Origin of the sequence: Pseudomonas spartinae (assembly GCF_965197125.1) — a bacterium.
GTDB classification, from domain to species: domain Bacteria; phylum Pseudomonadota; class Gammaproteobacteria; order Pseudomonadales; family Pseudomonadaceae; genus Aquipseudomonas; species Aquipseudomonas composti_A.
In genome coordinates this window covers 32,329-53,008 of sequence record NZ_CBDAMB010000001.1, presented here as the reverse complement: position 1 = coordinate 53,008, position 20,680 = coordinate 32,329, and the positions used below count along the sequence as shown (strand labels likewise).

Sequence of the window (20,680 nt, the reverse complement as noted above, 5' to 3'; positions counted from 1 at the left end):
TGTCCCGGATCGCCCGGGACAGCTGCATCGAACGTTTTGCTCACGGCTCATGCACAGAGTTATCCACAGATTGCGTGGATAACTTTGGCCTTCACAGTGCGGCCGCTCGGGGTGTAGGCTGAAGCCTGGATTCTGCGAGGGTCGCCGCCATGTCGCGCAGCCTCTGCCTCACCCGCCAATGCCTGGGCCTGGTCACTCGCATCGAGTGCGTGATCAGGCCGCTGGCTGGAGACAACGGACGTTGGACACTGCTTTGCGCCGCCGGTATGTCGGGCGCTCAGCCTTCTGCGATCAAGGCGCAGGGCCCGTTCTACGGGCCTTCGGTTGCAGAGGGAGCCCTCGCGGCGATCGCCGAGAGCCTGGCCTTGCAAGGCTACGTCCAATGCAGTGAACCGCCGATCTGGCGCCTGCACCTGCAGGCCGAGCTACGCCGGGTCAACGGTGAGCGCCATCACCCCTCCGGGCCATTCCAGCGTCACCCCGAAACCGACGGACAGAGCTGAAACCCCCGAAGCAAAGCGCACCGGGGCTATCCGTGTACGGCTGCAAGGCTGGGGTTATCCACAATGCCAGGCACCTTCTGTTGGTGCAGTGCGATGGGTATACTCGCCGCGATTTCCCCCTTCAGTGAGTTCTCCATGGAACGCTTTATCGAAAACACCATGTACGCATCGCGCTGGTTGCTGGCGCCGATCTACTTTGGTCTTTCTCTTGCCGTGCTCGCATTGTCGGTGAAGTTCTTCCAAGAGCTTTATCACATCCTGCCGCAGATCTTTTCCCTCGCCGAAGCCGACGTGATTCTCAAACTCCTGTCGCTGATCGACATGGCGCTGGTGGGCGGCCTGCTGGTCATGGTGATGTTGTCCGGCTACGAGAACTTCGTTTCTCGCCTGGACATTCATGAAGACACCGAGAAGCTCAGCTGGCTCGGCAAGATGGATTCCAGCTCGCTGAAAATGAAAGTGGCGGCGTCCATCGTGGCCATTTCGTCCATTCACCTGCTGAAGGTGTTCATGGATGCGAAGAGTTACGATCTGGAGTACCTGAAATGGTACGTGCTGATTCACCTGACGTTCGTTGGCTCAGCCTTCGCCATGGGCTATCTGGACAAGGTCACCAAGCACGACTGATGTGAAGCTGCTTCACAACCGCCCGTCCGAACAGGACGGGCGTTTTGCTTTCTGGGCTTGAGCTTTTTCTTTGTTATACAAAAATTGTTTTTGTATAAGTCTTATATAGCCAAGGTCGGAGGCAAGCCCTGATGAATCTGCATGATCTGTCCACTCACGCCCAGGCCGGGCGTATCGATGAACTGAACCTGATCTCGCTCGAGGGCGGTATCTATGTGCTGGAAGCACGGATGGACGGGCGTGCGCACCCTGTTGTGAGCACGCAGGGCGGCACGCTCAACCTGCGCTCGGTGGAGCACGCACGGGACGTGCTGCAGGAAATGCCGACGCTGCCGTTGTACCTGGTGCACAGCTCGGTCCATGACGAAATGTGCGGCATGCCTTCGGCTGACAACAGCCTGCGCGTGCCCATTGCCTTTCGCAGCGGCTGGTGACGGCCGTCTTCGCACCGGTCCAGCTGAGCATGGAGACCGTCCCGCGGTGACTGCACGTCGTCTGATTCTGATCCTGGGGGACCAGCTCACCCACGGCCTCGGCGCGTTGCAGGACATCGATCCGCAGCACGACCACGTGCTGTTGGCCGAGGTGATGGAAGAAGCCAGCCATGTACCGCATCACCCGAAGAAGATCGCTCTGATCTTCAGCGCCATGCGTCATTTTGCCGAAGCCTTGGGTGAGCAGGGCCTGCACGTGCACTATGTGGCCCTGGACGATCCTGACAACAGCGGCACCTTGCCAGGCGAGCTGCTGCGCTGGACGCAGCGGCTCGATCCTGCTGAGGTGCATCTGACCGAGTGCGGCGATTGGCGCCTGGAGCAGGCGCTGCGTCATTGCGGCGTGCCGATTCACTGGCATCAGGACAGCCGCTTTCTCTGCAGCCGTGATGCATTCGCCGCCTGGGCCAGGGGGCGCAAGCAGCTGCGCATGGAGTTCTTCTACCGCGAGATGCGCCGCGACAGCGCTCTGCTGCTCAACCCGGACGGCACGCCGGAGGGCGGTGCCTGGAACTTCGATGCGGATAACCGCAAGGCCTTGCCCAAGGGCGTGTGCCCGCCCACGCCACTGCGCGTCGAGCCGGACGCCATCACGCACGAGGTGCTGGCGCTGGTGCAGCGACGCTTCGCCGGCCATTACGGCAGCCTGGAGGGTTTCGATTACCCGGTCACGGCCGAGCAGGCCGAACGCCTCTGGCAGCACTTCCTCGTCCAGGGCCTGGCCGACTTCGGCGATTACCAGGACGCCATGGCCGACGACCAGCCGTTTCTCTTTCACTCGCGCATCAGCGCCGCGCTGAATATCGGCCTGCTCGACCTGCGGCGGATCTGCGCCGAGGTCGAGGCCGCTTATCGTGCTGGCGATGTGCCGCTGAACGCCGCCGAAGGCTTCATCCGCCAACTGATCGGCTGGCGCGAGTACGTGCGTGGCATCTACTGGCTGCGCATGCCGGAGTACGCCGAGGGCAATCGCTTTGGCAATTCACGAGCGCTACCCGAGTTCTACTGGACCGGCAAAACGCGGATGAACTGCATGCGCCAGGCCATCGGCCAGACCCTGGAGCACGCCTACGCGCACCATATCCAGCGGCTGATGGTCACCGGCAACTTCGCCTTGCTCGCCGGCATCGCGCCCAAGGCTATCTGCGACTGGTACCTGGCCGTGTACATGGACGCCTTCGACTGGGTCGAGTTGCCCAACACCCTGGGCATGGTGATGCATGCCGACGGTGGCTACCTCGGTTCCAAGCCTTATTGCGCCAGTGGCCAGTACATCAAGCGCATGTCCAACCATTGCCAGGGCTGCAGTTACAAGGTGAGCGAGAACACCGGCGAGTCGGCCTGCCCGTTCAACGCGCTGTACTGGCACTTTCTCATGCGTCACCGCGAGCCGCTCGAACGCAATCCGCGCATCGGCATGGTCTACCGCAACCTGGCGCGCATGAGCGACGCCAAGCAGCAGGCGTTGTGGGACTGGGGCGAGCGGCTGCTGGCCAAGCTCGATGCCGGGGAGATGCTGTGAGCAAGAGCCAGTTGCCGGTTAAAACCTGTGCGGTCTGCGGCTTGCTGTTCAGCTGGCGCAAGAAATGGGCGCGCTGCTGGGACGAGGTGCGCTACTGCTCCGAGCGTTGTCGGCGCTCGCGCTGAGCGGAGCCGGCACCGGGCACCGACTGTGAAGGTTCAGGCCTGAGCGCGCGCGATCATGCCCCGCATATTGGCGGTCAGGCTCGACAGGGCGCGAGTGTTGACCAGGCTGCGGTCCACTTCGCGGGCGAATGGACCTCTGTTCGGTGGCGCCGGCGATCACCAGGTTGCGGTCGCCGAACGTCACTCTGCCAGCGGGTGATCACTGAAGTCATGCTGCAGCGTTTCCATCTGCTCGTACAGGCCCTCGACCAGGTCGACCAGAGTGGGGTCGAAGTGCTTGCCCGATTGTTCGCGGATGTAGGCTCTTGCCTTTTCCTGCGGCCAGGGTGCCTTGTAGGGGCGAGGCATGCGCAAGGCATCGTAGACGTCGCATATGGCGACTATGCGTCCGGAAAGCGGAATGTCCTCACCGCTCAGGCCGCGGGGGTAACCGCTGCCGTCCCACTTTTCGTGGTGGTTCAGGGCGATTTCCGCAGCTAAAGCGGTCAGTTCCGAGGCATGCTGGTCGAACAGGATCGAATGGCCGATCCGGGGATGTTCTTGCATCAACGAGCGTTCGGCTTCGGTCAGTGGGCCAGGCTTGAGGAGAATCTCGTCGGCAATGCCGATCTTGCCGACGTCGTGCATGGGCGCGGCCTGGCGAATCAGTTCGACCCAGTCGGCGTTCATGCCGTAGGTCTTGGCGATCAATGCGGCGGACTCGCCGATGCGCAGGATATGGTTGCCGGTGTCGCTGTCACGGTAAGCAGCGGCACGTGCCAGTGTGCGCACCACGGCGCCATAGCTCTGGCTGAGCTCGGCAGTGCGCTCATGCACGCGCCGCTCCAGTGTCGTGTTGGCTTCATTCAGGGCCAGGCTGGCCTGGCTCAGTTGCAGGTTGCTGCGTACGCGCAGGATCACCTCGGGCAGGTCGACCGGTTTGCTCAGGTAGTCGTTGGCACCCAGCTCCAGGCCTGTGCGGCGGCTGACGCTGTCGTTCAACGCGGTGATGATGATGATCGGGTTGCTGCTGCGGTCACGGTCGGCCAGCGCGCGGAGGATGTCGAAGCCGTTTGGCGCCGGCATGTCCAGGTCGAGCAGCAGCAGGTTCCAGGCGTTGTGCTGCAACCACTCCAGCGCCGCTGCCGAGTCGGAGAAACTGATGGTGTCGCGCAAGCCGAAGGCCTTGAGACTGGACTCTAGCAGGCGGCTGTTGGCGACCACGTCATCGACGATGACCACCCGTGAATGGTTAAAACCATTAGACAGCATCACTTGCCTCCTTGCCGGTCAGGTCGTGGATCAGTTGGTGCAGTTCGTTGGGGTCGATCGGTACGCCAAGCAGGGCGCTGGCGCCCAGGCCGACCAGCTCCTGCAACTGGTCTTCACGGCTCAGCAGTATCACTGGCAGGTCCGCCAGCTCTGCGCTCTGGTGCAGGGTGCGCAGCAGGTCACGGCCGTCCAGGCCGTTCAGGTCGACACTCAGGAGCAGCGCGTCAGGGCGCCGGGTGTGGAGCGCCGTCAGCAGCTGGTGGCCATCCTCGAACTGCTGCAGATCGATATCCGCCAGCGCCTGTCTGACCACCTCGCGGTTGCTGCTGTCGAGGTCGCCGTGATAGACGCGGGCCTGATGTTGCGTCACTTCGGCCACTTCAGGTTGGAGGGGGGCAACATAGCGCGGCAGGTCTATCCAGAACTGGCTGCCCTGATTCGGCTCGCTGTGCAGACCCATCTCGCCATTCATCAAGGCTGCATATTCCTTGCACAACGACAGGCCAATTCCAGTGCCCTGGATGGCACCGTTCTCCTGGCCGAGGCGCTGGAAGGGCTCGAACAGCAGCGGCTGCAGCTCACTGGAGATGCCCATGCCGGTGTCGCTGACCATCAGTCGTACACGCCCGCCATGCTCGGTGCAGCTCAGGCTGATGCTGCCAGCCGGGGTGTACTTGATGGCATTGGACAGCAGGTTGAGCAGCACCTGGCGTAGGCGTCGTTGGTCCGCCAGCACCGGCAGCGTGCCTTCGGGCAGTGACAACTCGAGCGTCAGGCCATGAGCTTCGATTTCCGGGGCGACCAGATCAGCACACTCGTTCATCAGGGCAACGGCGTCGACCTTGCTCATTTCCAGGCGTGGTTGTTCGCTCTGCAGGCTCGACCAGTCGAGGATGTCGCCCACCAGCTGATTGAGGTGGCGACTGGCGAGCAGAATTTCTTCGAGGTAGTCGGTGTCTTGCTGCGTCTGCGGAACTTGCTGCATGCGCATCAGTTGAGCGAAGCCCTGAATCGCATTGAGGGGGGTGCGTAGCTCATGGCTCATGCTGGAAATGAACTGACTCTTTGCTCGGCTGGCTTCCTGGGCCTCGCGGCTGGCGCGCTGCAGTTGGGTGGCGCTGCGTTCCAGACGCTGGCCCATGGCCTCGACGTCATCGATGATGGCTTCGAGTTCGGTGATGGTGGTTGCCGGGCGTTTGGGTTTCCAGTTGCCCTCGCCAATCTCGCGAAGCATGGCGACGATGCCGCCAATGGGTTTGCGCAAGCGCTCGGTCAGTTCGCGGGCGCGGCCCCACATGAAGGCGAAGAACACCACGTAGAACAGCACCAGACCGCCGATCAACAGGTAACCGATATCGCGGTAGTGGCTGGCCAGTTCGTTGGTCTGGCTGAAGACTTCAGCCTCGTCAACCACGGTGAGCAGGTGCCAGCGGGTCGCTGGAATCGTTGACCAGGCCACCAGATGTGGACGGCCGTTGAGGCGGACGGAGAGCACGCCGTTGTCTTGGCGCGCAATGGCTTTGGCGAGGCCTTCGGTATCGGCACGTTTGCCCAGGTTGAAGTCTTCGGGTTTGAACAGCTCCGAGCTGATGGCCTCGTCGTAGGAGTGGGTGGTCAGCTCATCCAGGCCGAAGTCGTCTTCACCGGCCGGCGGCAGGGCCATTATGTTCAGCTCGTTGCTGACGATGACCCCATAACCGTCCCAGGGCACATCGAGGCTCTGGATGTGCTCGAGCAGTTTGCCGACGGTGATGTCCAGGCCCACCACACCTTCGAGGAAGTCGCCGCGCAGCACCGGCGCAACGGCCGAGAGCATCCAGCCCTGGCCGGCCGGGTCGAGGTAGACGTCGGTCCAGGCCACCTTGTGATCGGGGTTGTGCTTGGCGTCCGCCAGGTAATAGAAGTTGTAGTCTGGGATCACCATGTCGTGGGGATACTGGGCTGGCGTGTCGAACCAGGGATAGATGCGGTTGTAGCTGTCCCAGCTGTTGAAATAGATGCTGGCGACCAGCGGATTCTGCTGTACGGTTTCACGCATCAGCGGGTCGAGGGCGGCAAGGCGCGCGACTTTGAGCAGATCCTGTTTCTCCAGCGGCGTGGCGTTGGAGTAGAAGGACGCCGCGCCGCCGTCATCGCGAGGGCTGTAGCGCACGCCACTGGGAGTCACTGCCAGTTCTGCCGGGGCGACTGGCTGGTTGTCGTTCAGCGTTTCCTGGGCAAGGGATGCATAGGTGCTGGTGAGGCGGGCGACATGGCCGAGCTCACTCTCGACCAGGTGGGCTTCCTGGCTGGCGGCCGCCTGTAGATCGTTCAGGGCCGTCTCGCGCAGGTGGGTTATCTGCGCGTCGCGGATGGACACGTTGGTGATCAGGTAGACGCTGATCAGTACTGTCTCCACCAGAATCAGTGGGATCAGGGCCGTCTGTACGAAAGCGCGCCATATCCAGGTCCGAAGACTGACTCGAGAGCCGTTTTGCATGACGCGCGCTCCTGCTGGGCGAACGAAGTGATGTCTATATGATATCAAGGCTTTTCTTAAGTAAGGCTTAGCTAAAGGTAGTAGATATTGCGCAGGATCAAGCGCGCTGCATGGATGGGCGCTAGGGCGGGTGTCCGTTGGCTCAATGTTCTGTGCTAGGCTGGCCGGCCTTTTTCACAGCCCCAAGCGGAGCCTTTCATGTCCGAATTCAACTTCAGCCCCGATCTGTCCTCCGATGAAGGTCGCGTCAGCTACGGCATCGGTCGTCAACTCGGTGGTCAGTTGCGCGACAACCCGCCGCCGGGTGTCGATCTGCAGGCCATCCTCGCCGGTCTGACCGACGCCTTCACCGGCCAGGCCAGCCGCGTTTCCGAAGCCGAGCTGGGCGCCAGTTTCAAGGTGATCCGCGAAGTCATGCAGGCCGAAGCTGCCGCCAAGGCCGAAGCCGCCGCCGGTGAAGGTCGTGCCTACCTGGCCGAGAATGCCAAGCGTGACGGCATGAGCGTTCTGGCCTCTGGCCTGCAATACGAAGTGCTGGTGGCAGGCGAGGGCGCCAAGCCGTCGGCCGAGGATCAGGTACGTGTTCACTACCACGGTACGCTGATCGACGGCACCGTATTCGACAGCTCCTACGAGCGCGGCCAGCCGGCTGAATTCCCGGTCGGTGGCGTGATTGCAGGCTGGGTCGAGGCGCTGCAACTGATGAACACCGGCAGCAAGTGGCGCCTGCACGTGCCGAGCGAGCTGGCTTACGGCGCCCAGGGCGTCGGCAGCATCCCGCCGCACAGCGTGCTGGTATTTGATGTCGAGCTGCTCGACATTCTGTAAGCGTAATCGTTAGGGGGCGAGGCTGTTTTTGTCCTTCATCGCGGTGATGGTGGACGGGTGAAGCGTCGTCCACCCTACGCCCCGTTTGCGTTGCAGTGTCTAGGGTGGACAACGCTGTTTTTGTCCATCGCTGCGACAGCGGCGGGGCGGATGAACCGCTGCCAGTCTGCTTACATACAAAACGGCCCTTCTGCTGAGTAGAAGGGCCGTTTTGTTTTCAGGCCGGGCGCAAGGCTCTCGCGTAGCAGAAGAGAAACAGGCTGCGCACCAGCTCCTTGAGCACGCTGGGTTCGCTGGAGCTGAGTTCGTGCAGATCCAGGTCGCCCTGGTCGCGCAGCTCGTCCAGCGCTTCTTCTTCGAGCATGGCGCAGACTTCACCGGTTTCGCGGTTGAGGATGCGCAGGTAGGGATGCGGGCGGTCCAGCCAGGCATCGATCAGGTAGGTCATGGCAGGTCTCCTTGGCCGTCATTACGTAACTGAGAATAATTCCTATTACATAAATAGCAAGGGTTAATTGCGACCTTCTGTCGTTTGCGTGAATTCGCTGCGGGCGATGAAGAGGATTGTGGGAGGCGCTGCAGCCGCGACAGTCGCCGCGCAAGCGCCTCCCACAGGATCATCAGTGAGCGGGCGCGGCCTGCGCCTGTTGTTGCGCCTCGGCATCCGGCTTGGCCAGCAGGCTGTAGACACAGGGCAGGACGAACAGGGTGAACAGCGTGCCGACGCTCATGCCGGTGGCGATCACCAGGCCGATGTCGAAGCGACTCACCGCGCCGGCACCGGTGGCGAAGATCAGCGGCACCATGCCGAAGACCATGGCTGCGGTGGTCATCAGCACCGGACGCAGGCGAATGGCGGCGGCCTCTTCGATGGCTTCGCGTAGCGGCAGGCCCTTTTCGTGGCGCAGCTGGTTGGCGAACTCGACGATGAGGATGCCGTGCTTGCTGATCAGGCCGATCAGCGTCACCAGGCCCACCTGGGTGTAGATGTTCATGGTCGAGAAGCCGAGGAAGATCGGGATCAGTGCGCCGCAGATCGACAGCGGCACGGTCACCAGAATCACCAGCGGGTCGCGGAAGCTTTCGAACTGGGCCGCCAGCACCAGGAAGATGATCGCCAGGGCCAGGGCGAAGGTGACGAACAGCGCACTGCCTTCCTGGATGTACTGCCGCGAGGCACCAGCGTAGTCGAAGCTGTAGCCGCGTGGCGCTTCCTCACGTGCGATGGCGGTGATGGTGTCGATCGCGTCGCCCTGGCTGACTATGGCCACGCCTTCGATGATCGCCGAGTTGAGCTGCTGGAACTGCTTGAGCTTGGTCGGCCGCGCGCGGTCACTGATGCTGATCAGGGTGCCCAGCGGCACCATGACGCCGCTTTCGCTGCGCACGTAGTAGCTATCCAGCCAGCTCGGGTTCTCGCGATAGGCGCGCTCGACCTGGGCGATCACCTTGTAGCTGCGTCCGTCGATGGTGAAGCGGTTGATTTCGCCCTCGCCGAGCAGGCTGGCCAGGGTGGTGCCCAGGTCTTCCATGGACACCCCCATCTGCGCGGCCTTCTCGCGGTCGATGTCGACGACGATTTCCGGCTTGTCGAAGGCCAGGTCGATGTTGAGGAAGGCGAACTTGCCCGATTCCTGGGCGCGCGATTTGACTCGCTCAGCCACCTGCAGCAGCGACTCGTAGTCATTCGGCGTGTTGATCACGAACTGGAAGGGCAGGCCTTCACCGGTACCCGGCAGCGACGGCAGGTTGAAGCCGAAGATCTGCAGGCCGGGGATGTGGTTGAGCTTGGCCTGGACTTCGGGAAGGATCGCCATCTGCGTGCGCGTTCGTTCGTTCCAGGGCGTCAGCAGGAACCCCCCGATACCCGACTGCACGCCGTCGAAGCCGTTGATCTGGAACGACGAGTAGTACTCGGGGAAGGTCTTGAAGATCTCCACGAACTGGTCGGTGTAGGCGTTGACGTAATCGAGGTTGGTCGGCTGCGGTGCGTTGGCGAAGAGGAACACGATGCCCTGGTCTTCCTCGGGCGCCAGCTCGCTCTGGGTGAAGCTGAGCAGCACCGGGATCAGTGCCATGACGATCACGCCGAATACCACCACCACCGGACGGGTGTTGAGGGTGCCGTGCAGCATTTTCTGATAACGCTGCTTGAGTCGGTCGAAGATCAGGTCCAGGCGATGGGCCAGGCCCGAAGGGTTCTCCTCGTGGCGCAGCAGCTTGGCGCACATCATCGGCGACAGGGTCAGGGCGACGATGCCGGAGATGATCACCGCACCGGCCAGGGTCAGGGCGAACTCCTTGAACAGGGCGCCGGTCAGGCCTTCGAGGAAGCCGATAGGGGCATAGACCGCGGCCAGGGTGATGGTCATCGAGATCACCGGCACGGCGATCTCGCGCGCCCCCTCGATGGCGGCATCGAAGGGCGTCTTGCCTTCTTCGATATGGCGGTGGATGTTCTCCACCACGACGATGGCGTCGTCCACCACCAGGCCGATGGCCAGCACCATCGCCAGCAGGGTGAGCAGGTTGATGGAATAACCCATCAGCTGCATGAAGAACAGCACGCCGATCATCGACAGCGGGATGGTGATCACCGGGATCAACACCGAACGGAACGCACCGAGGAACAGGAAGACCACGACGATGACGATCAGCACCGCTTCGGCCAGGGTCTTCACCACTTCGTCGATGGACGCCTGGATGAATAGCGTGGCGTCGTAGGCGATGGCCACCTTGAGGTTCGGCGGCAGCTGCGCCTCCAGCTCCGGCAGGGCGTTGCGTACCTCCTTGATCACGTCCAGCGGGTTGGCGCTCGGCGTGCCCTTGATGGCGATGTACACCGAGGGAATGCCGTCGAACGAGCTGATCGAGTCGTAGTTGGCTGCGCCCATTTCCACGCGAGCGATGTCACGCACCAGCACGCGGGTGTCACCGAGCGTCTTGACCGGAATGGCGCCGAAGGCCTCGACCGATTTGAGGTCGGTGCTGGCGTTGATGCTGGTCACCACGTACTGGCCTTTCACTTCGCCCGCGGCGGAGAGGAAGTTGTACTTGCGCACCGCGCTGTTGAGGTCGCCGGCGGTGACGCCGTAGGCGGCCATCCTCACCGGGTCCAGCCACAGACGCATGGCGAACACCTGGTTGCCGAGAATCTGCGCCTCGGCCATGCCGGGCAGGGTGGCCAGCTTGGGCTGGATCACGCGCGACAGGTAGTCGGTGATCTGTGGGTTGGATAACTCGTCGCTGTAGAAGCTGACGTACATCAGCGCCGAGGCGTCGGCGGCCTCTTTCGACAGCACCGGGTCTTCGGCGTCCTGCGGCAGCTGGTTCTTGACCTCGTTGGCCTTGGCCAGCAGCTCGGTGAACAGGCGGTCGCTGTTGGCGCCGATGCGTGCGTAGATGGAGATGGTGGACAGGTTCTGCTGGCTCGACGAGGTCATGTAGTCGATGCCTTCGGCGCTGGCCAGGCTCTGTTGCAGCGGCTGGGTGATATAGCCCTGGATGGTCTCGGCGTTGGCCCCGGGATAGGCGGTGGTCACCGTGATCAGGGCGTTCTCCATCTGCGGGTACTGGCGGATGGTCAGCTTGCTGAACGCCTGGAAGCCGAGCAGGACGATCAGCAGGCTGACCACGGTGGCCAGCACCGGACGGCGGATGAAGGGATCGGTAAAAGCCATGGAAATTTCCTTGGCCGCCCTGCGGCGGCCTGTCTATCAGCAGTTGCGCGCGTTTTGCTCCCCTCTCCCATTTATGGAGGAGGGGCTGGGGGAGAGGGCCGGAAGCACCAGGTAATGGCCCGTTTCCCCTCTCCCTGACCCTCTCCCCTGAGGGGCGAGGGGACTAATCGCGCTTGGTCGACGCTTAGTTGAACAACATTACAACTGGACGCGAACGTTACTGCGTGGCGTCGGCCGCTTCGTCTGTTTCGAGCTGCAGCGCCGGGTCGGCGACGATGACGACGTGGGCACCGTTGTCCAGCTTGAGCTGGCCGGAGGTGACCACCTGCTCGCCGGCCTTCAGGCCCTTGCTGATCACCACGCGGCCGGCACGGCGCTCGCCGGTCTCGACGAAGCGCCGCTCGACGGTCAACTGGGCCGTGCCTTTTTCGTCCTTGACCGTCTTGCCGTCCTCGCCCTGCTTTTCCGTCACCACGTACACCGAGTTGCCATAGAGGGTGTAGGTGATGGCGGTTTCCGGCACCACGATCTGCGGTCGGTCATCGGGCAGCAGCACCTCCAGGTTGGCGAACATGCCGGGCAGCAGCTTCTCGTCCGGGTTGCTCAGGGTGGCGCGCACCTGCAGGTTGCGGGTCTCGTTTTCCACCTTGGGGTTGATCGCGGCGATGCGGCCTTCGAACTGCTCGTCGGGGTAGGCGGCGACGCTCAGGCGCACCGGCTGGCCGACCTGAAGCTGCGGCGCGCGCTGCTCCGGCAGGAAGAAGTCGACGTGCAGGTGCGACAGGTCCTGCAAGGTGGCGATGGTGGCGCCCGGCGAGAGGTAGTCGCCGGTGTCTACCTGGCGAATGCCGATGGTGCCGGCGAAGGGCGCGTTGATGCGCTTCTTGTCCAGTTGCGCCTTGAGTTGGGCAGCGCTGGCCGTGGCTTTTTGCAGGGCCGAGGCCAGGCGATCGAACTCGCTCTTGGAAATGTTCGAGCGGCTGACCAGGCTGCGCCCGCGCTCATACTCGATCTGCGCCAGGCTGCGCTCGGCTTCGGCGGTGGCCAGGCTGGCGCGTTCCACTTCGCTGTCGAGCTGGATCAGCGCTTGACCCTGGGTCACCTTTTGCCCCGACTCGAACATCACCTCGCGCACGATACCTTCGACCTCTGCGGCCAGATCCACGCCCTGAAACGCCTTGAGCGTGCCGATGGCTGGCAGGCGGCTCTGCCATGGCTGCTCTTCGGCATGCGCGGCAGAAACGCTGATGGCCGGCTGCGGGGCCGAGAACATCTGGATCTGCTGGTAGATGGAGAAGCCTTTATAGCCGGCGAGAGCGAGTACCACGACGAGTACCACGCCGAGCATGATGAGCATGCGACGGAGCAACATATTCCGTTTCCTTGGCAAGCGGGAGGGGCCTGGGAATAGGCAAGAGAGGAACCTTAGTGCCAGTTGCAGTCGCTGTCAAAGCGCCTTGTGTGCCTCAGCCTTACCGCCTGCCCGGCGCCTCCCTGTGCCGGCTGGCCAATGGGCTCAGGAGCCCAGACGACGGGTGACTTCGCCCAGTTCTCCGGACATCTCGTGCAGATTGCGGCTGGCCAGTTGCGTGCGTTCGACGTTGTCCTGATTGGCGCTGGCGATGGCCGTCAGCTCGGTGAGGTTGCGCGAGATATCCTCGGCCACCGACGTTTGCTCTTCGGCGGCGGTGGCGATTTGCTGGTTCATGTCGCGGATCGCTTCCACCGCTTCGGTGATGCGCTGCAGCATGGCACCTGCTTCGGTGACCTGGGTGACCCCCTGTTCGCTGCGCTGCTGGCCGCTTTCGATGGCGCGCACGGCATTGAGGGCGCCCATTTGCACGGTGTCGATGATCTGATTGATCTCCGCGGTGGACTCGGCCGTGCGCTGCGCCAGATGACGCACCTCATCGGCGACCACGGCGAAGCCTCGGCCTTGCTCGCCGGCGCGGGCAGCTTCGATGGCCGCGTTGAGGGCTAGCAGGTTGGTCTGCTCGGCAATCCCACGGATCACTTCGAGCACCTTGCCGATACGGCCGCTGTCGCTTTCCAGGCGACGGATCACTTCGGCGGTATTGGCGATCTCGCCGCGAATGTCGGTGATGGTGGCGATGGTCGACTGCATCACCGCACCGCCCTGGCGTGCAGAGTCGTCGGCATCGTTGGCGGCGTGGGCGGCATCGGCGGCGTGACGGGCCACTTCCTGAGCAGTGGCGGACATCTCGTGCATGGCCGTGGCGACCTGGTCGGTACGTTCGAACTGCTCGCTGACGCCTTCGGTCATGCGCGAGGCGATGGCGTTCAGCTCGCTGCTGGCGTTGTCGAGATTCTGCGTGCTGTGGTGCAGGCGCTCGCTGGTGCTGGCGAGAAAGTCACGCAACTTGTTGGCGGCGCGAGCGAGCAGGCCCAGTTCATCCTGGCGGGTGCTCTCCACGCGTTGACCGAACTGGCCATGGCTGAGCTGATCGACGTGACCGATCAGGTGGCGAATGGGGATGATCAGGTTGCGGTTGACCAGCCACAGGCTGAACACGGCGATGACCAGCGCGGCGCAGAGCATCACGATGGTGCCGCCAAGAATGGTGCGAGCGGCGTTGGCGTTGATCTGCTCGGCCTGGCTCAGGCTGTTTTGCCGCAGTTGCTCGACCAGTGCCGTCATCTGCTCGCTGGCGTCGCGGTCGATACCTTTTACCGCCGCGTCGCCGGCCTTGGCATCGGCGCCAGCGGCGACGAAGGCATCCCGGCCTTTGCGATAGTTGGCACCGAGGGCCCGGTGTTCGCTGCGCAGGCGCTCGACCTGCTGTTTCAGGGCAGGGTCGGCAGCGGCTACCTGAGCCAGTTTGCCGAGGGTGTCCTGCACCTTGCGCTCCTGTTCTTCGAACTGACTCCAGTAGCGCTGCAGGTTGGCGCTGTCCTGGCCTCGCAGCAGAACGTTCTTCCACTCCTGTACCTGGATCTTGAACTCCACATTGGCCGCGTCGATCAGGCGTGAGGATTCCACCGGGCCGTCGAGCAGGCCGCGATAGGACTGAATGCCGCTGGAGAGAAAGCTGAAGCAGGCCAGGGCGGTGACCAGGATCAGCGCCAGGCTGCCACCGAGCAGGGTGAGAATCTGCGCGCGCAGGGATTTTTGCAGGAACATGATGAGGTGCCTCGGAGGTCAGGCGGAGCGGGACATATTCAGCGTAGTTGGCAAATGTTGCAGATTTGTGAAATGTCTAGATGAGTTGTCGCAGTGCTGATGAGTCAGAGAGCAGTAGAAGATTCTGATGCTTGAATGATTGCGCAATCATCTTAATCTGGCTCGGGTTGTCCATTTTCGGCGGCCCAGAGGGTGCCGAGTTCATCACGAGGAAGACGTCATGACTGATCACGCCACCCTACGCGCCGACGACGATCGCATTGCCTGGCTGAGCCTGCGTTCGGTAGCCCTGCCACTGGCCAACCCGATCAGCGATGCCAAGGTACTCACCGGCCGGCAGAAGCCGATGACCGAGATCGCCATCCTGATCGCCGAGATCGAAACCCGTGACGGTCATCGTGGCCTGGGCTTCAGCTATTCCAAGCGCGCTGGTGGCCCCGGCCAGTTCGCCCATGCTGTGGAAGTGGCGCCGAACCTGATCGGCGAGAACCCCAGCGATATCGCCAAGCTCTGGGACAAGCTGTGCTGGGCCGGCGCCTCGGTTGGTCGTAGCGGCCTGGCGACCCAGGCCATCGGCGCCTTCGACGTCGCCCTGTGGGACCTCAAGGCACGTCGCGCCGGGCTGTCGCTGGCGCGCCTGCTCGGCAGCCACCGCGATTCGGTGCGTTGCTACAACACCTCCGGCGGCTTCCTGCATACGCCGCTTGAGCAACTGCTGAAGAACACCGACCTCTCCCGCGAAAAGGGTATCGGCGGCATCAAGCTCAAGGTCGGCCAGCCCGACTGGGCGCTGGATATTCACCGCGTCAGCAGGGTGCGTGAACACCTGGGCGAGAGCTTCGCGCTGATGGTCGATGCCAACCAGCAGTGGGATCGGGCGACCGCGCGGCGCATGTGTCGGCGTCTGGAGCCCTTCGACCTGATCTGGATCGAGGAGCCGCTGGACTGCTACGACGCCGAGGGTCACGCCGAGTTGGCGCGCCTGTTCGATACACCGATCGCCACCGGCGAGATGCTCACCAGCCCGGCCGAGCACTGGGAGTTCATCCGCCAGCGCGGTGCCGACTTCCTCATGCCGGATGCGCCACGCCTCGGTGGCATCACGCCTTACCTGCGCGTGCAGACCCTGGCCGAGCAGGCCGGCATGACCCTGGCGCCACACTTCGCCATGGAGCTGCACGTGCACCTGGCCGCCAGCCATACGCGTGAGCCCTGGGTCGAGCATTTCGAGTGGCTGGAGCCGCTGTTCAACGAGCGCCTGGAAATCCGTGACGGGCGCATGCTGGTGCCGACCCGTCCGGGGCTTGGCCTGAGCCTGAGCGAACAGGTCGCCGGTTGGACGGTGCAGCAGGCGGAAGTTGGCAAGCGCGCCTGATCATGCCGGACAGAGGGGGCGCCAAATGTTCTGGCGTCCCTCCTCTGGTTGAACGTGCTCGAATGCTTGCTACAAACAAGCTGGACCTCGAATCGGAGATCCTGTCAGCGAGTGAGCGCCAGAGAGGTGATCTTGTAATCGTCCTCATCTGAGCCCGAAATCGACTTCAGTGTCATGGCTATACCGAGATCCTCGATGAAGGCCTGAGTGGTCCGGTAGTCTCCTTGACTGCACTCGAGTTCGATGGCGTCTCCAGAGAGCGATTCGAATACTTGGCGGGCAGGAAAGCGGCCTCCTACCTTGCATTCCAGAAAGGCCTCCGAGGCTTCGTCTTGGGGCGTTTTGGGAACGTACTCTCTACGCATTCTTGCGCTCAAGATTTGGCCAGTGCTCCAGCTTGCAGGGATCACAGCGTCCAGCTCTTGAGTCACGAGTACGTTGTTGACACCTATGCCGTTCATCTTTGCTTTCAGTTGGATCAGGTCTGCTATGACGAGGCGGTCTACATGAAATGTCTTGCTGTAAGTTTCCGTCTTTCTCAATAGCGAGCCTTCAGCATCGAGTGCTATCGATACTGTAGAGGTTTTGTTTGTACCTTTTTTCGTCGATGTATACGTATAGCGCAAGGACTTGAACTTGGGTTGCAGGAGAGGAGAGTCAATTGTTTTGGTCAGGTTTACCGGTAACGACACACTGTCTATTGCGGTATCAGGCACTTCCTGGGGATAGTCAGCCGCTGGAATGTCCGGGCGCAATTCTGCGATGGTTGCGGCATCGACGGCTCCTTGCAGGGAGCAGGTGATACGGGTTCGGGAACTCTGCCCACTTACTGGCTCGATCAGCAGCACTCGCTCCAATCGCTTGGTTCCAGGGGCTCCGGGAATTGGCGGTACCATCTGCCAGCGATTGCCATCTTTGATTTCGCTACGAACGTAAGTCGTGCCAAGTAGTTGCAAGCGTTCGGGGTGTTCCATCAGTTTGCCGAGATTTTGCGCGATTTCCTTTGCGCTGCCTTCTGCGATGAAGCCCCAGAATAAGTAGTACCCCATGGTTCCGAGGTCAGAGCTTTCGTCTGAGTAGGACAGCAGCTTTATGCCGGCGACCTCTGGCGCATTGCGCACTGGGACAGAGTTCTCCGAGCGACGGGCTCGGTTTTCAACTGCAATCCAGGCAACCTCGCCTGCAAGCTTGAGTGGTACGTATTGTTCCCAGGCATTGCTGTGGGCTTGAATGCTTGAGAAGAAGCTGGCGTCACAGTGGGTGAATGCTTTGAGCGTATCGGACAGCTCGTTATCGCTGGCATGTACGGTGAGGGACAGCAGCAGGCTTGAGGCAAGAAGAGTAGTGCGGTTTGCGAGTTTCATCGAACAGACTTTCCATATCTTCGATTGGGAGCGTTTTTACTCTGGCGGCATTATCCGATGCTGCCTGTTTCCAAACAACACGGCCTGTTCCGGTTATCTGCGTGTGGGGCGTCATCGTCTGGGGGCGATGCAAGGCTAAAACAGTAGGCCGCACTAGCGGTCCACTGTTTTCATGAAACATGTCAGGTACGCAGGATCTCGTTGATCGCACTGGGCTTGGGACGCAGCGCACTGAATACCTGCCAGAGCACGAACACCACTGCCATGCCGAGGAAGGTGCCGGCGATGGGGTTGGTGAAGAAGTCGGCGAAGCTGCCGTCCGACAGCATCAGGCCCCGGCGCAGGTTGGTTTCCGCCATCGGCCCGAGGATGAAGCCGATGATGAATGGCGCCGCCGGCATGCCCGCCTTGACGAAGCCGTAGCCGAGCAGGCCGAACAGCAGGATCGACCAGACGTCGAACAGGCGGCTGGACAGACCGAAGGCACCGACCACGCAGAGCACCAGGATGATTGGCAGGAGGATGTGCTTGGGTACGTCGAGCAGCTTGATGAACAGGCGCAGGCCGTAGAACTCCATGAACAGCATCATGCAGGTGGCGACGATCAGCGCGGCGAAGATGGTGTACACCAGCGGCCCCTGGCTGATGAACAGCAGCGGGCCGGGCTGGATGCCGTGGATCAAAAAACCGCCGAGCATGATCGCGGTGACGGTGTCGCCGGGAATGCCCAGGGTCATCAGCGGCATCATGGCGCCGCCGATACCGGCGTTGTTGGCCGTTTCGCTGGCGACCACGCCGCCGATGTTGCCCTTGCCATAGGTGTGGCCGTCCTTGGCGCGCTTCTTGGCGATGATGTAGGACACCAGGTTGGAGGTGCCGGCGCCGATGCCCGGGAGGATGCCGATACCCAGGCCGATCAGGCCGGAGCGACCGGCGTTGGGCAGCTGCTCGCGGAACTCCTTGAGCGAGAAACCGAAGCCCTTGATGTTCTTCATGCTCACCGATCGGGCCTTGCCCTGCACGGCATGGCGACCGGTTTCGGCCAGCTTGATGATCTCGGCGACGGCGAACATGCCGATCATCACCGTGAGCATGGAGAAGCCGCCATTGAGCTCGCTGACGCCGAAGGTGAAGCGGCGCACGGCCTCTACCGGGGCGATGCCCACGGTGGACACGGCGATGCCCAGCGCACCGGCGAACAGGCCCTTGACCATGGACCCGGCCGACAGGGTGGCGATCAGGGTCAGGGAGAATATGGCGATGGCGAAGTACTCATGCGGACCGAAGCTCAGGGCGACCTTGGCCAGCTGCGGGGCGATGAACATCAGCGCGACGATGCTGAAGATGGTGCCGAGAAAGGAAAACACGATGCCGACGCCGAGAGCCTTGACCCCGTGGCCCTGTTCCATCAGCGGGCCGCCATCGAACACCGTGGCGATGGAGGAGGGCGTACCCGGAATCTTCAGCAGGATCGCCGAGATCAAACCTCCGGACGTGGCGCCGATGAACAGCGCCACCAGTAGCGACAGGCCCGCCTGCGGGCCCATGGTGAAGGTCAGCGGCAGGCACAGCGCCACGGCCATGGTGGCCGACAGGCCGGGCACGGCGCCGAAGACGATGCCCATGGCCACACCGACGGCCATCAGCATCAGAATGTGCAATGAGAAGACGGCACCGAAGCCTTGCTGTAGTAATTCGAGCATGGTCGATCCTCAGAGGAAGTTGTTCAGCAGACCAGCGGGCAGCAACAGGTCGAAGGCCTCGCGGAACAGCAGGAAGATGAGCGCAGAGCAGGTGACGGCGATCAACAGGTAGGTCAGGTGCCTGGCTTTCTGGTTCGCCGGGGTCAGCACGAGGAACTGCAGATACAGGTAAACCACGGTCATGATCGGGAAGCCCACAGGGCCGAGCAGGGCCATGTAGCCGAGGATCAGGCCAAGTGTCTTGATGACGGTCTTCGGTTCGACGACATCGGCGCTCGGCTCTTCGGCGTCTGCCGTTGCCGGGCTTGCGGGTTCGGTCGCCGCCTTGGGTCTGGCAAAGGCGCTGACCAGCTGCATCACGCCCAGTAGAGACAGCAGTCCGGCCAGCAGCTTGGGCACGGTGGCCGCATCGACGCCGTCATGCCCGGGCAACTGCTGCGCCGCGAGCAGGTAGGCAAGGCTCGCACCGAGCATGGCGATGCCGATGATCAGTTCTTTCTTGTTGAGGGTGTTCATCGCGTACCTCGATGTTCTGAGGTGCAGCGCCGGCCCAAGTCGATCGGGCCGGCGCTGCGTTGTGGCTTACTTGGCCTTGCGCAGCTCATCCTTGAACTGCATGAAGTCTTCGCGGGTCTTGGCCAGAATCTGCTTGGCCTCTTCGGTGCCGAAGAAGGCGACTGGCTGTTTGAATTTCTTCAGGTCTTCGGCGTAGCCGGGCTGCTCGGTGATCTGCTTCATGATGGCGGACATCTTTTCCACGATCGCCGGATCGGTGCCTTTCGGGAAGGCCACGACGTAAGGCTTGTCCATGGTGATATCCAGGCCCTGCTCCTTGAGGGTCGGTACATCGCCAATCATGGGGTTGCGCTCGGCGTTAGGCTGGCCCAGTGCGACCATCTGCCCACCCTGAACGTAGTCCTGTACCGAACCATAGGTGATGGCGCCCATGTCCAGGCGGCCGCCGAGCATGCCGACCACGCGGTCGGAGACGGTGCCGCCGTCGACCATCTTCAGCTTGGCGCCGGTGAGTTTCTCCAGCATCAGGCCTTGCAGGTGGGAGAAGCTGCCCATCTCGGTGCCGTAGGTGATGCTGCCCGGGTTGGCTTTGGACTTGTCGACCAGGTCTTTCATGCTGGTCACGCCGGACTGTTTGGAGGCGACGAACACGGTGCTCTTGTCGACGCCGGCGATGCAGGCGACGTCGAAGGTATTGAAGCTGTCTTCGGTCAGACCGGCGACTTCGTTGACGATCAGTTGGCCCGGGTGGGTGAAAAGGATGGTGTTGCCATCCGCTGCTGCGCCCTTGACCTGCTCGGCCGCCAGGGTGCCACCGCCGCCTGCGACGTTGGTCACCACCATGGTCTTGCCGGTGATCTCGTTGAAGTACTTGGCCATCATGCGGGCATTGAAATCTGTGTCACCGCCAGGGTTGGCGATCACCACCACCTGGATCGGCCGCGTCGGCCATTTGACCTCATCGGCGAACGTGGCAGCGCTGCTGACCAGGGCACCGATACCGACGACAGCGGAAAGGAGGGAGGCGCGGAATGTTTTTTTCATTGGAATACTCCGGTTGGGATGAAAGCC

At 62.3% G+C, this 20,680-nt stretch carries 17 protein-coding genes; 7 read left to right on the top strand and 10 right to left on the bottom strand.

Annotated features, from left to right (window positions below):
- The first annotated feature begins 149 nt into the window (after positions 1 to 149).
- The 5 genes from ACN8M7_RS00255 (at position 150) to ACN8M7_RS00235 (ending at position 3,271) form a co-directional block, all read left to right on the top strand.
- Positions 150 to 503 (top strand): PA4575 family protein, encoded by a 354-nt coding sequence (locus tag ACN8M7_RS00255; RefSeq protein ID WP_490259378.1) that lies wholly within the window; start codon positions 150 to 152, stop codon positions 501 to 503.
- A gap of 135 nt (positions 504 to 638) precedes the next feature.
- Positions 639 to 1,130 (top strand): TIGR00645 family protein, encoded by a 492-nt coding sequence (locus ACN8M7_RS00250; protein ID WP_061241924.1) that lies wholly within the window; start codon positions 639 to 641, stop codon positions 1,128 to 1,130.
- Between the two features lie 131 nt (positions 1,131 to 1,261).
- Complete coding sequence (locus tag ACN8M7_RS00245; protein ID WP_490259377.1) at positions 1,262 to 1,564, top strand: DUF6482 family protein; 303 nt, start codon at positions 1,262 to 1,264, stop codon at positions 1,562 to 1,564.
- A 46-nt stretch (positions 1,565 to 1,610) separates the two neighbouring features.
- Positions 1,611 to 3,146 (top strand): cryptochrome/photolyase family protein, encoded by a 1,536-nt coding sequence (locus ACN8M7_RS00240; RefSeq protein ID WP_490259376.1) that lies wholly within the window; start codon positions 1,611 to 1,613, stop codon positions 3,144 to 3,146.
- A complete protein-coding gene (locus ACN8M7_RS00235) occupies positions 3,143 to 3,271 on the top strand; it encodes a DUF2256 domain-containing protein (protein WP_490259375.1) in 129 nt (42 codons plus the stop codon). Before ACN8M7_RS00240 ends, ACN8M7_RS00235 begins: the two co-directional genes overlap by 4 nt.
- 180 nt (positions 3,272 to 3,451) lie before the next feature.
- Here ACN8M7_RS00235 and ACN8M7_RS00230 read toward each other — a convergent pair whose 3' ends face one another.
- Together ACN8M7_RS00230 and ACN8M7_RS00225 are read right to left on the bottom strand one after the other, a co-directional pair.
- A complete protein-coding gene (locus tag ACN8M7_RS00230; protein WP_061241917.1) occupies positions 3,452 to 4,522 on the bottom strand; it encodes an HD domain-containing phosphohydrolase in 1,071 nt (356 codons plus the stop codon).
- Entirely contained in the window at positions 4,512 to 7,001 is a 2,490-nt protein-coding gene (locus ACN8M7_RS00225) for a hybrid sensor histidine kinase/response regulator (protein ID WP_490259374.1), read from the bottom strand. Before ACN8M7_RS00225 ends, ACN8M7_RS00230 begins: the two co-directional genes overlap by 11 nt.
- Positions 7,002 to 7,199: 198 nt before the next feature.
- Here ACN8M7_RS00225 and bamJ point away from each other — a divergent pair, with 198 nt between their 5' ends.
- Positions 7,200 to 7,829, top strand: coding sequence for a BamJ family beta-barrel-assembly machinery protein (bamJ, locus tag ACN8M7_RS00220; RefSeq protein ID WP_061241913.1), 630 nt, complete (start codon positions 7,200 to 7,202; stop codon positions 7,827 to 7,829).
- Positions 7,830 to 8,046: 217 nt separating this feature from the next.
- Here bamJ and ACN8M7_RS00215 read toward each other — a convergent pair whose 3' ends face one another.
- From ACN8M7_RS00215 to ACN8M7_RS00200, 4 genes are all read right to left on the bottom strand, one after another.
- Complete coding sequence (locus tag ACN8M7_RS00215) at positions 8,047 to 8,277, bottom strand: PA4570 family protein (RefSeq protein WP_061241911.1); 231 nt, start codon at positions 8,275 to 8,277, stop codon at positions 8,047 to 8,049.
- 172 nt (positions 8,278 to 8,449) lie between these two features.
- Entirely contained in the window at positions 8,450 to 11,509 is a 3,060-nt protein-coding gene (locus ACN8M7_RS00210) for a multidrug efflux RND transporter permease subunit (protein WP_490259373.1), read from the bottom strand.
- Positions 11,510 to 11,726: 217 nt separating this feature from the next.
- Positions 11,727 to 12,881 (bottom strand): efflux RND transporter periplasmic adaptor subunit, encoded by a 1,155-nt coding sequence (locus ACN8M7_RS00205; protein WP_490259372.1) that lies wholly within the window; start codon positions 12,879 to 12,881, stop codon positions 11,727 to 11,729.
- Between the two features lie 144 nt (positions 12,882 to 13,025).
- The gene (locus ACN8M7_RS00200) at positions 13,026 to 14,651 is read right to left on the bottom strand and encodes a methyl-accepting chemotaxis protein (RefSeq protein WP_490259371.1); all 1,626 of its coding nucleotides are present in this window, start codon (positions 14,649 to 14,651) and stop codon (positions 13,026 to 13,028) included.
- 220 nt (positions 14,652 to 14,871) lie between these two features.
- Here ACN8M7_RS00200 and ACN8M7_RS00195 point away from each other — a divergent pair, with 220 nt between their 5' ends.
- Positions 14,872 to 16,026, top strand: coding sequence for an L-talarate/galactarate dehydratase (locus ACN8M7_RS00195; protein ID WP_490259370.1), 1,155 nt, complete (start codon positions 14,872 to 14,874; stop codon positions 16,024 to 16,026).
- Between the two features lie 104 nt (positions 16,027 to 16,130).
- On the opposite strand, the gene ACN8M7_RS00190 is transcribed toward ACN8M7_RS00195, so the two are convergent.
- From ACN8M7_RS00190 to ACN8M7_RS00175, 4 genes are all read right to left on the bottom strand, one after another.
- Positions 16,131 to 17,390, bottom strand: coding sequence for a hypothetical protein (locus ACN8M7_RS00190; protein ID WP_490259369.1), 1,260 nt, complete (start codon positions 17,388 to 17,390; stop codon positions 16,131 to 16,133).
- Between the two features lie 182 nt (positions 17,391 to 17,572).
- The gene (locus ACN8M7_RS00185) at positions 17,573 to 19,093 is read right to left on the bottom strand and encodes a tripartite tricarboxylate transporter permease (RefSeq protein WP_061241899.1); all 1,521 of its coding nucleotides are present in this window, start codon (positions 19,091 to 19,093) and stop codon (positions 17,573 to 17,575) included.
- Positions 19,094 to 19,102: 9 nt separating this feature from the next.
- The gene (locus ACN8M7_RS00180) at positions 19,103 to 19,609 is read right to left on the bottom strand and encodes a tripartite tricarboxylate transporter TctB family protein (RefSeq protein WP_490259368.1); all 507 of its coding nucleotides are present in this window, start codon (positions 19,607 to 19,609) and stop codon (positions 19,103 to 19,105) included.
- Between the two features lie 66 nt (positions 19,610 to 19,675).
- Complete coding sequence (locus ACN8M7_RS00175) at positions 19,676 to 20,653, bottom strand: tripartite tricarboxylate transporter substrate binding protein (RefSeq protein WP_490259367.1); 978 nt, start codon at positions 20,651 to 20,653, stop codon at positions 19,676 to 19,678.
- Positions 20,654 to 20,680: the final 27 nt, after the last annotated feature.

Excerpts from the sequence above, each read along its gene's own strand:
- ACN8M7_RS00230 (WP_061241917.1), bottom strand. The coding sequence starts at position 4,522 with ATGCTGTCTAATGGTTTTAACCATTCACGGGTGGTCATCGTCGATGAC.
- ACN8M7_RS00190 (WP_490259369.1), bottom strand. The coding sequence starts at position 17,390 with ATGAAACTCGCAAACCGCACTACTCTTCTTGCCTCAAGCCTGCTGCTG.
- ACN8M7_RS00205 (WP_490259372.1), bottom strand. The coding sequence starts at position 12,881 with ATGTTGCTCCGTCGCATGCTCATCATGCTCGGCGTGGTACTCGTCGTG.
- ACN8M7_RS00185 (WP_061241899.1), bottom strand. The coding sequence starts at position 19,093 with ATGCTCGAATTACTACAGCAAGGCTTCGGTGCCGTCTTCTCATTGCAC.
- ACN8M7_RS00250 (WP_061241924.1), top strand. The coding sequence starts at position 639 with ATGGAACGCTTTATCGAAAACACCATGTACGCATCGCGCTGGTTGCTG.
- ACN8M7_RS00175 (WP_490259367.1), bottom strand. The coding sequence starts at position 20,653 with ATGAAAAAAACATTCCGCGCCTCCCTCCTTTCCGCTGTCGTCGGTATC.
- bamJ (WP_061241913.1), top strand. The coding sequence starts at position 7,200 with ATGTCCGAATTCAACTTCAGCCCCGATCTGTCCTCCGATGAAGGTCGC.
- ACN8M7_RS00210 (WP_490259373.1), bottom strand. The coding sequence starts at position 11,509 with ATGGCTTTTACCGATCCCTTCATCCGCCGTCCGGTGCTGGCCACCGTG.
- ACN8M7_RS00195 (WP_490259370.1), top strand. The coding sequence starts at position 14,872 with ATGACTGATCACGCCACCCTACGCGCCGACGACGATCGCATTGCCTGG.
- ACN8M7_RS00200 (WP_490259371.1), bottom strand. The coding sequence starts at position 14,651 with ATGTTCCTGCAAAAATCCCTGCGCGCGCAGATTCTCACCCTGCTCGGT.
- ACN8M7_RS00225 (WP_490259374.1), bottom strand. The coding sequence starts at position 7,001 with ATGCAAAACGGCTCTCGAGTCAGTCTTCGGACCTGGATATGGCGCGCT.
- ACN8M7_RS00180 (WP_490259368.1), bottom strand. The coding sequence starts at position 19,609 with ATGAACACCCTCAACAAGAAAGAACTGATCATCGGCATCGCCATGCTC.
- ACN8M7_RS00215 (WP_061241911.1), bottom strand. The coding sequence starts at position 8,277 with ATGACCTACCTGATCGATGCCTGGCTGGACCGCCCGCATCCCTACCTG.
- ACN8M7_RS00255 (WP_490259378.1), top strand. The coding sequence starts at position 150 with ATGTCGCGCAGCCTCTGCCTCACCCGCCAATGCCTGGGCCTGGTCACT.
- ACN8M7_RS00245 (WP_490259377.1), top strand. The coding sequence starts at position 1,262 with ATGAATCTGCATGATCTGTCCACTCACGCCCAGGCCGGGCGTATCGAT.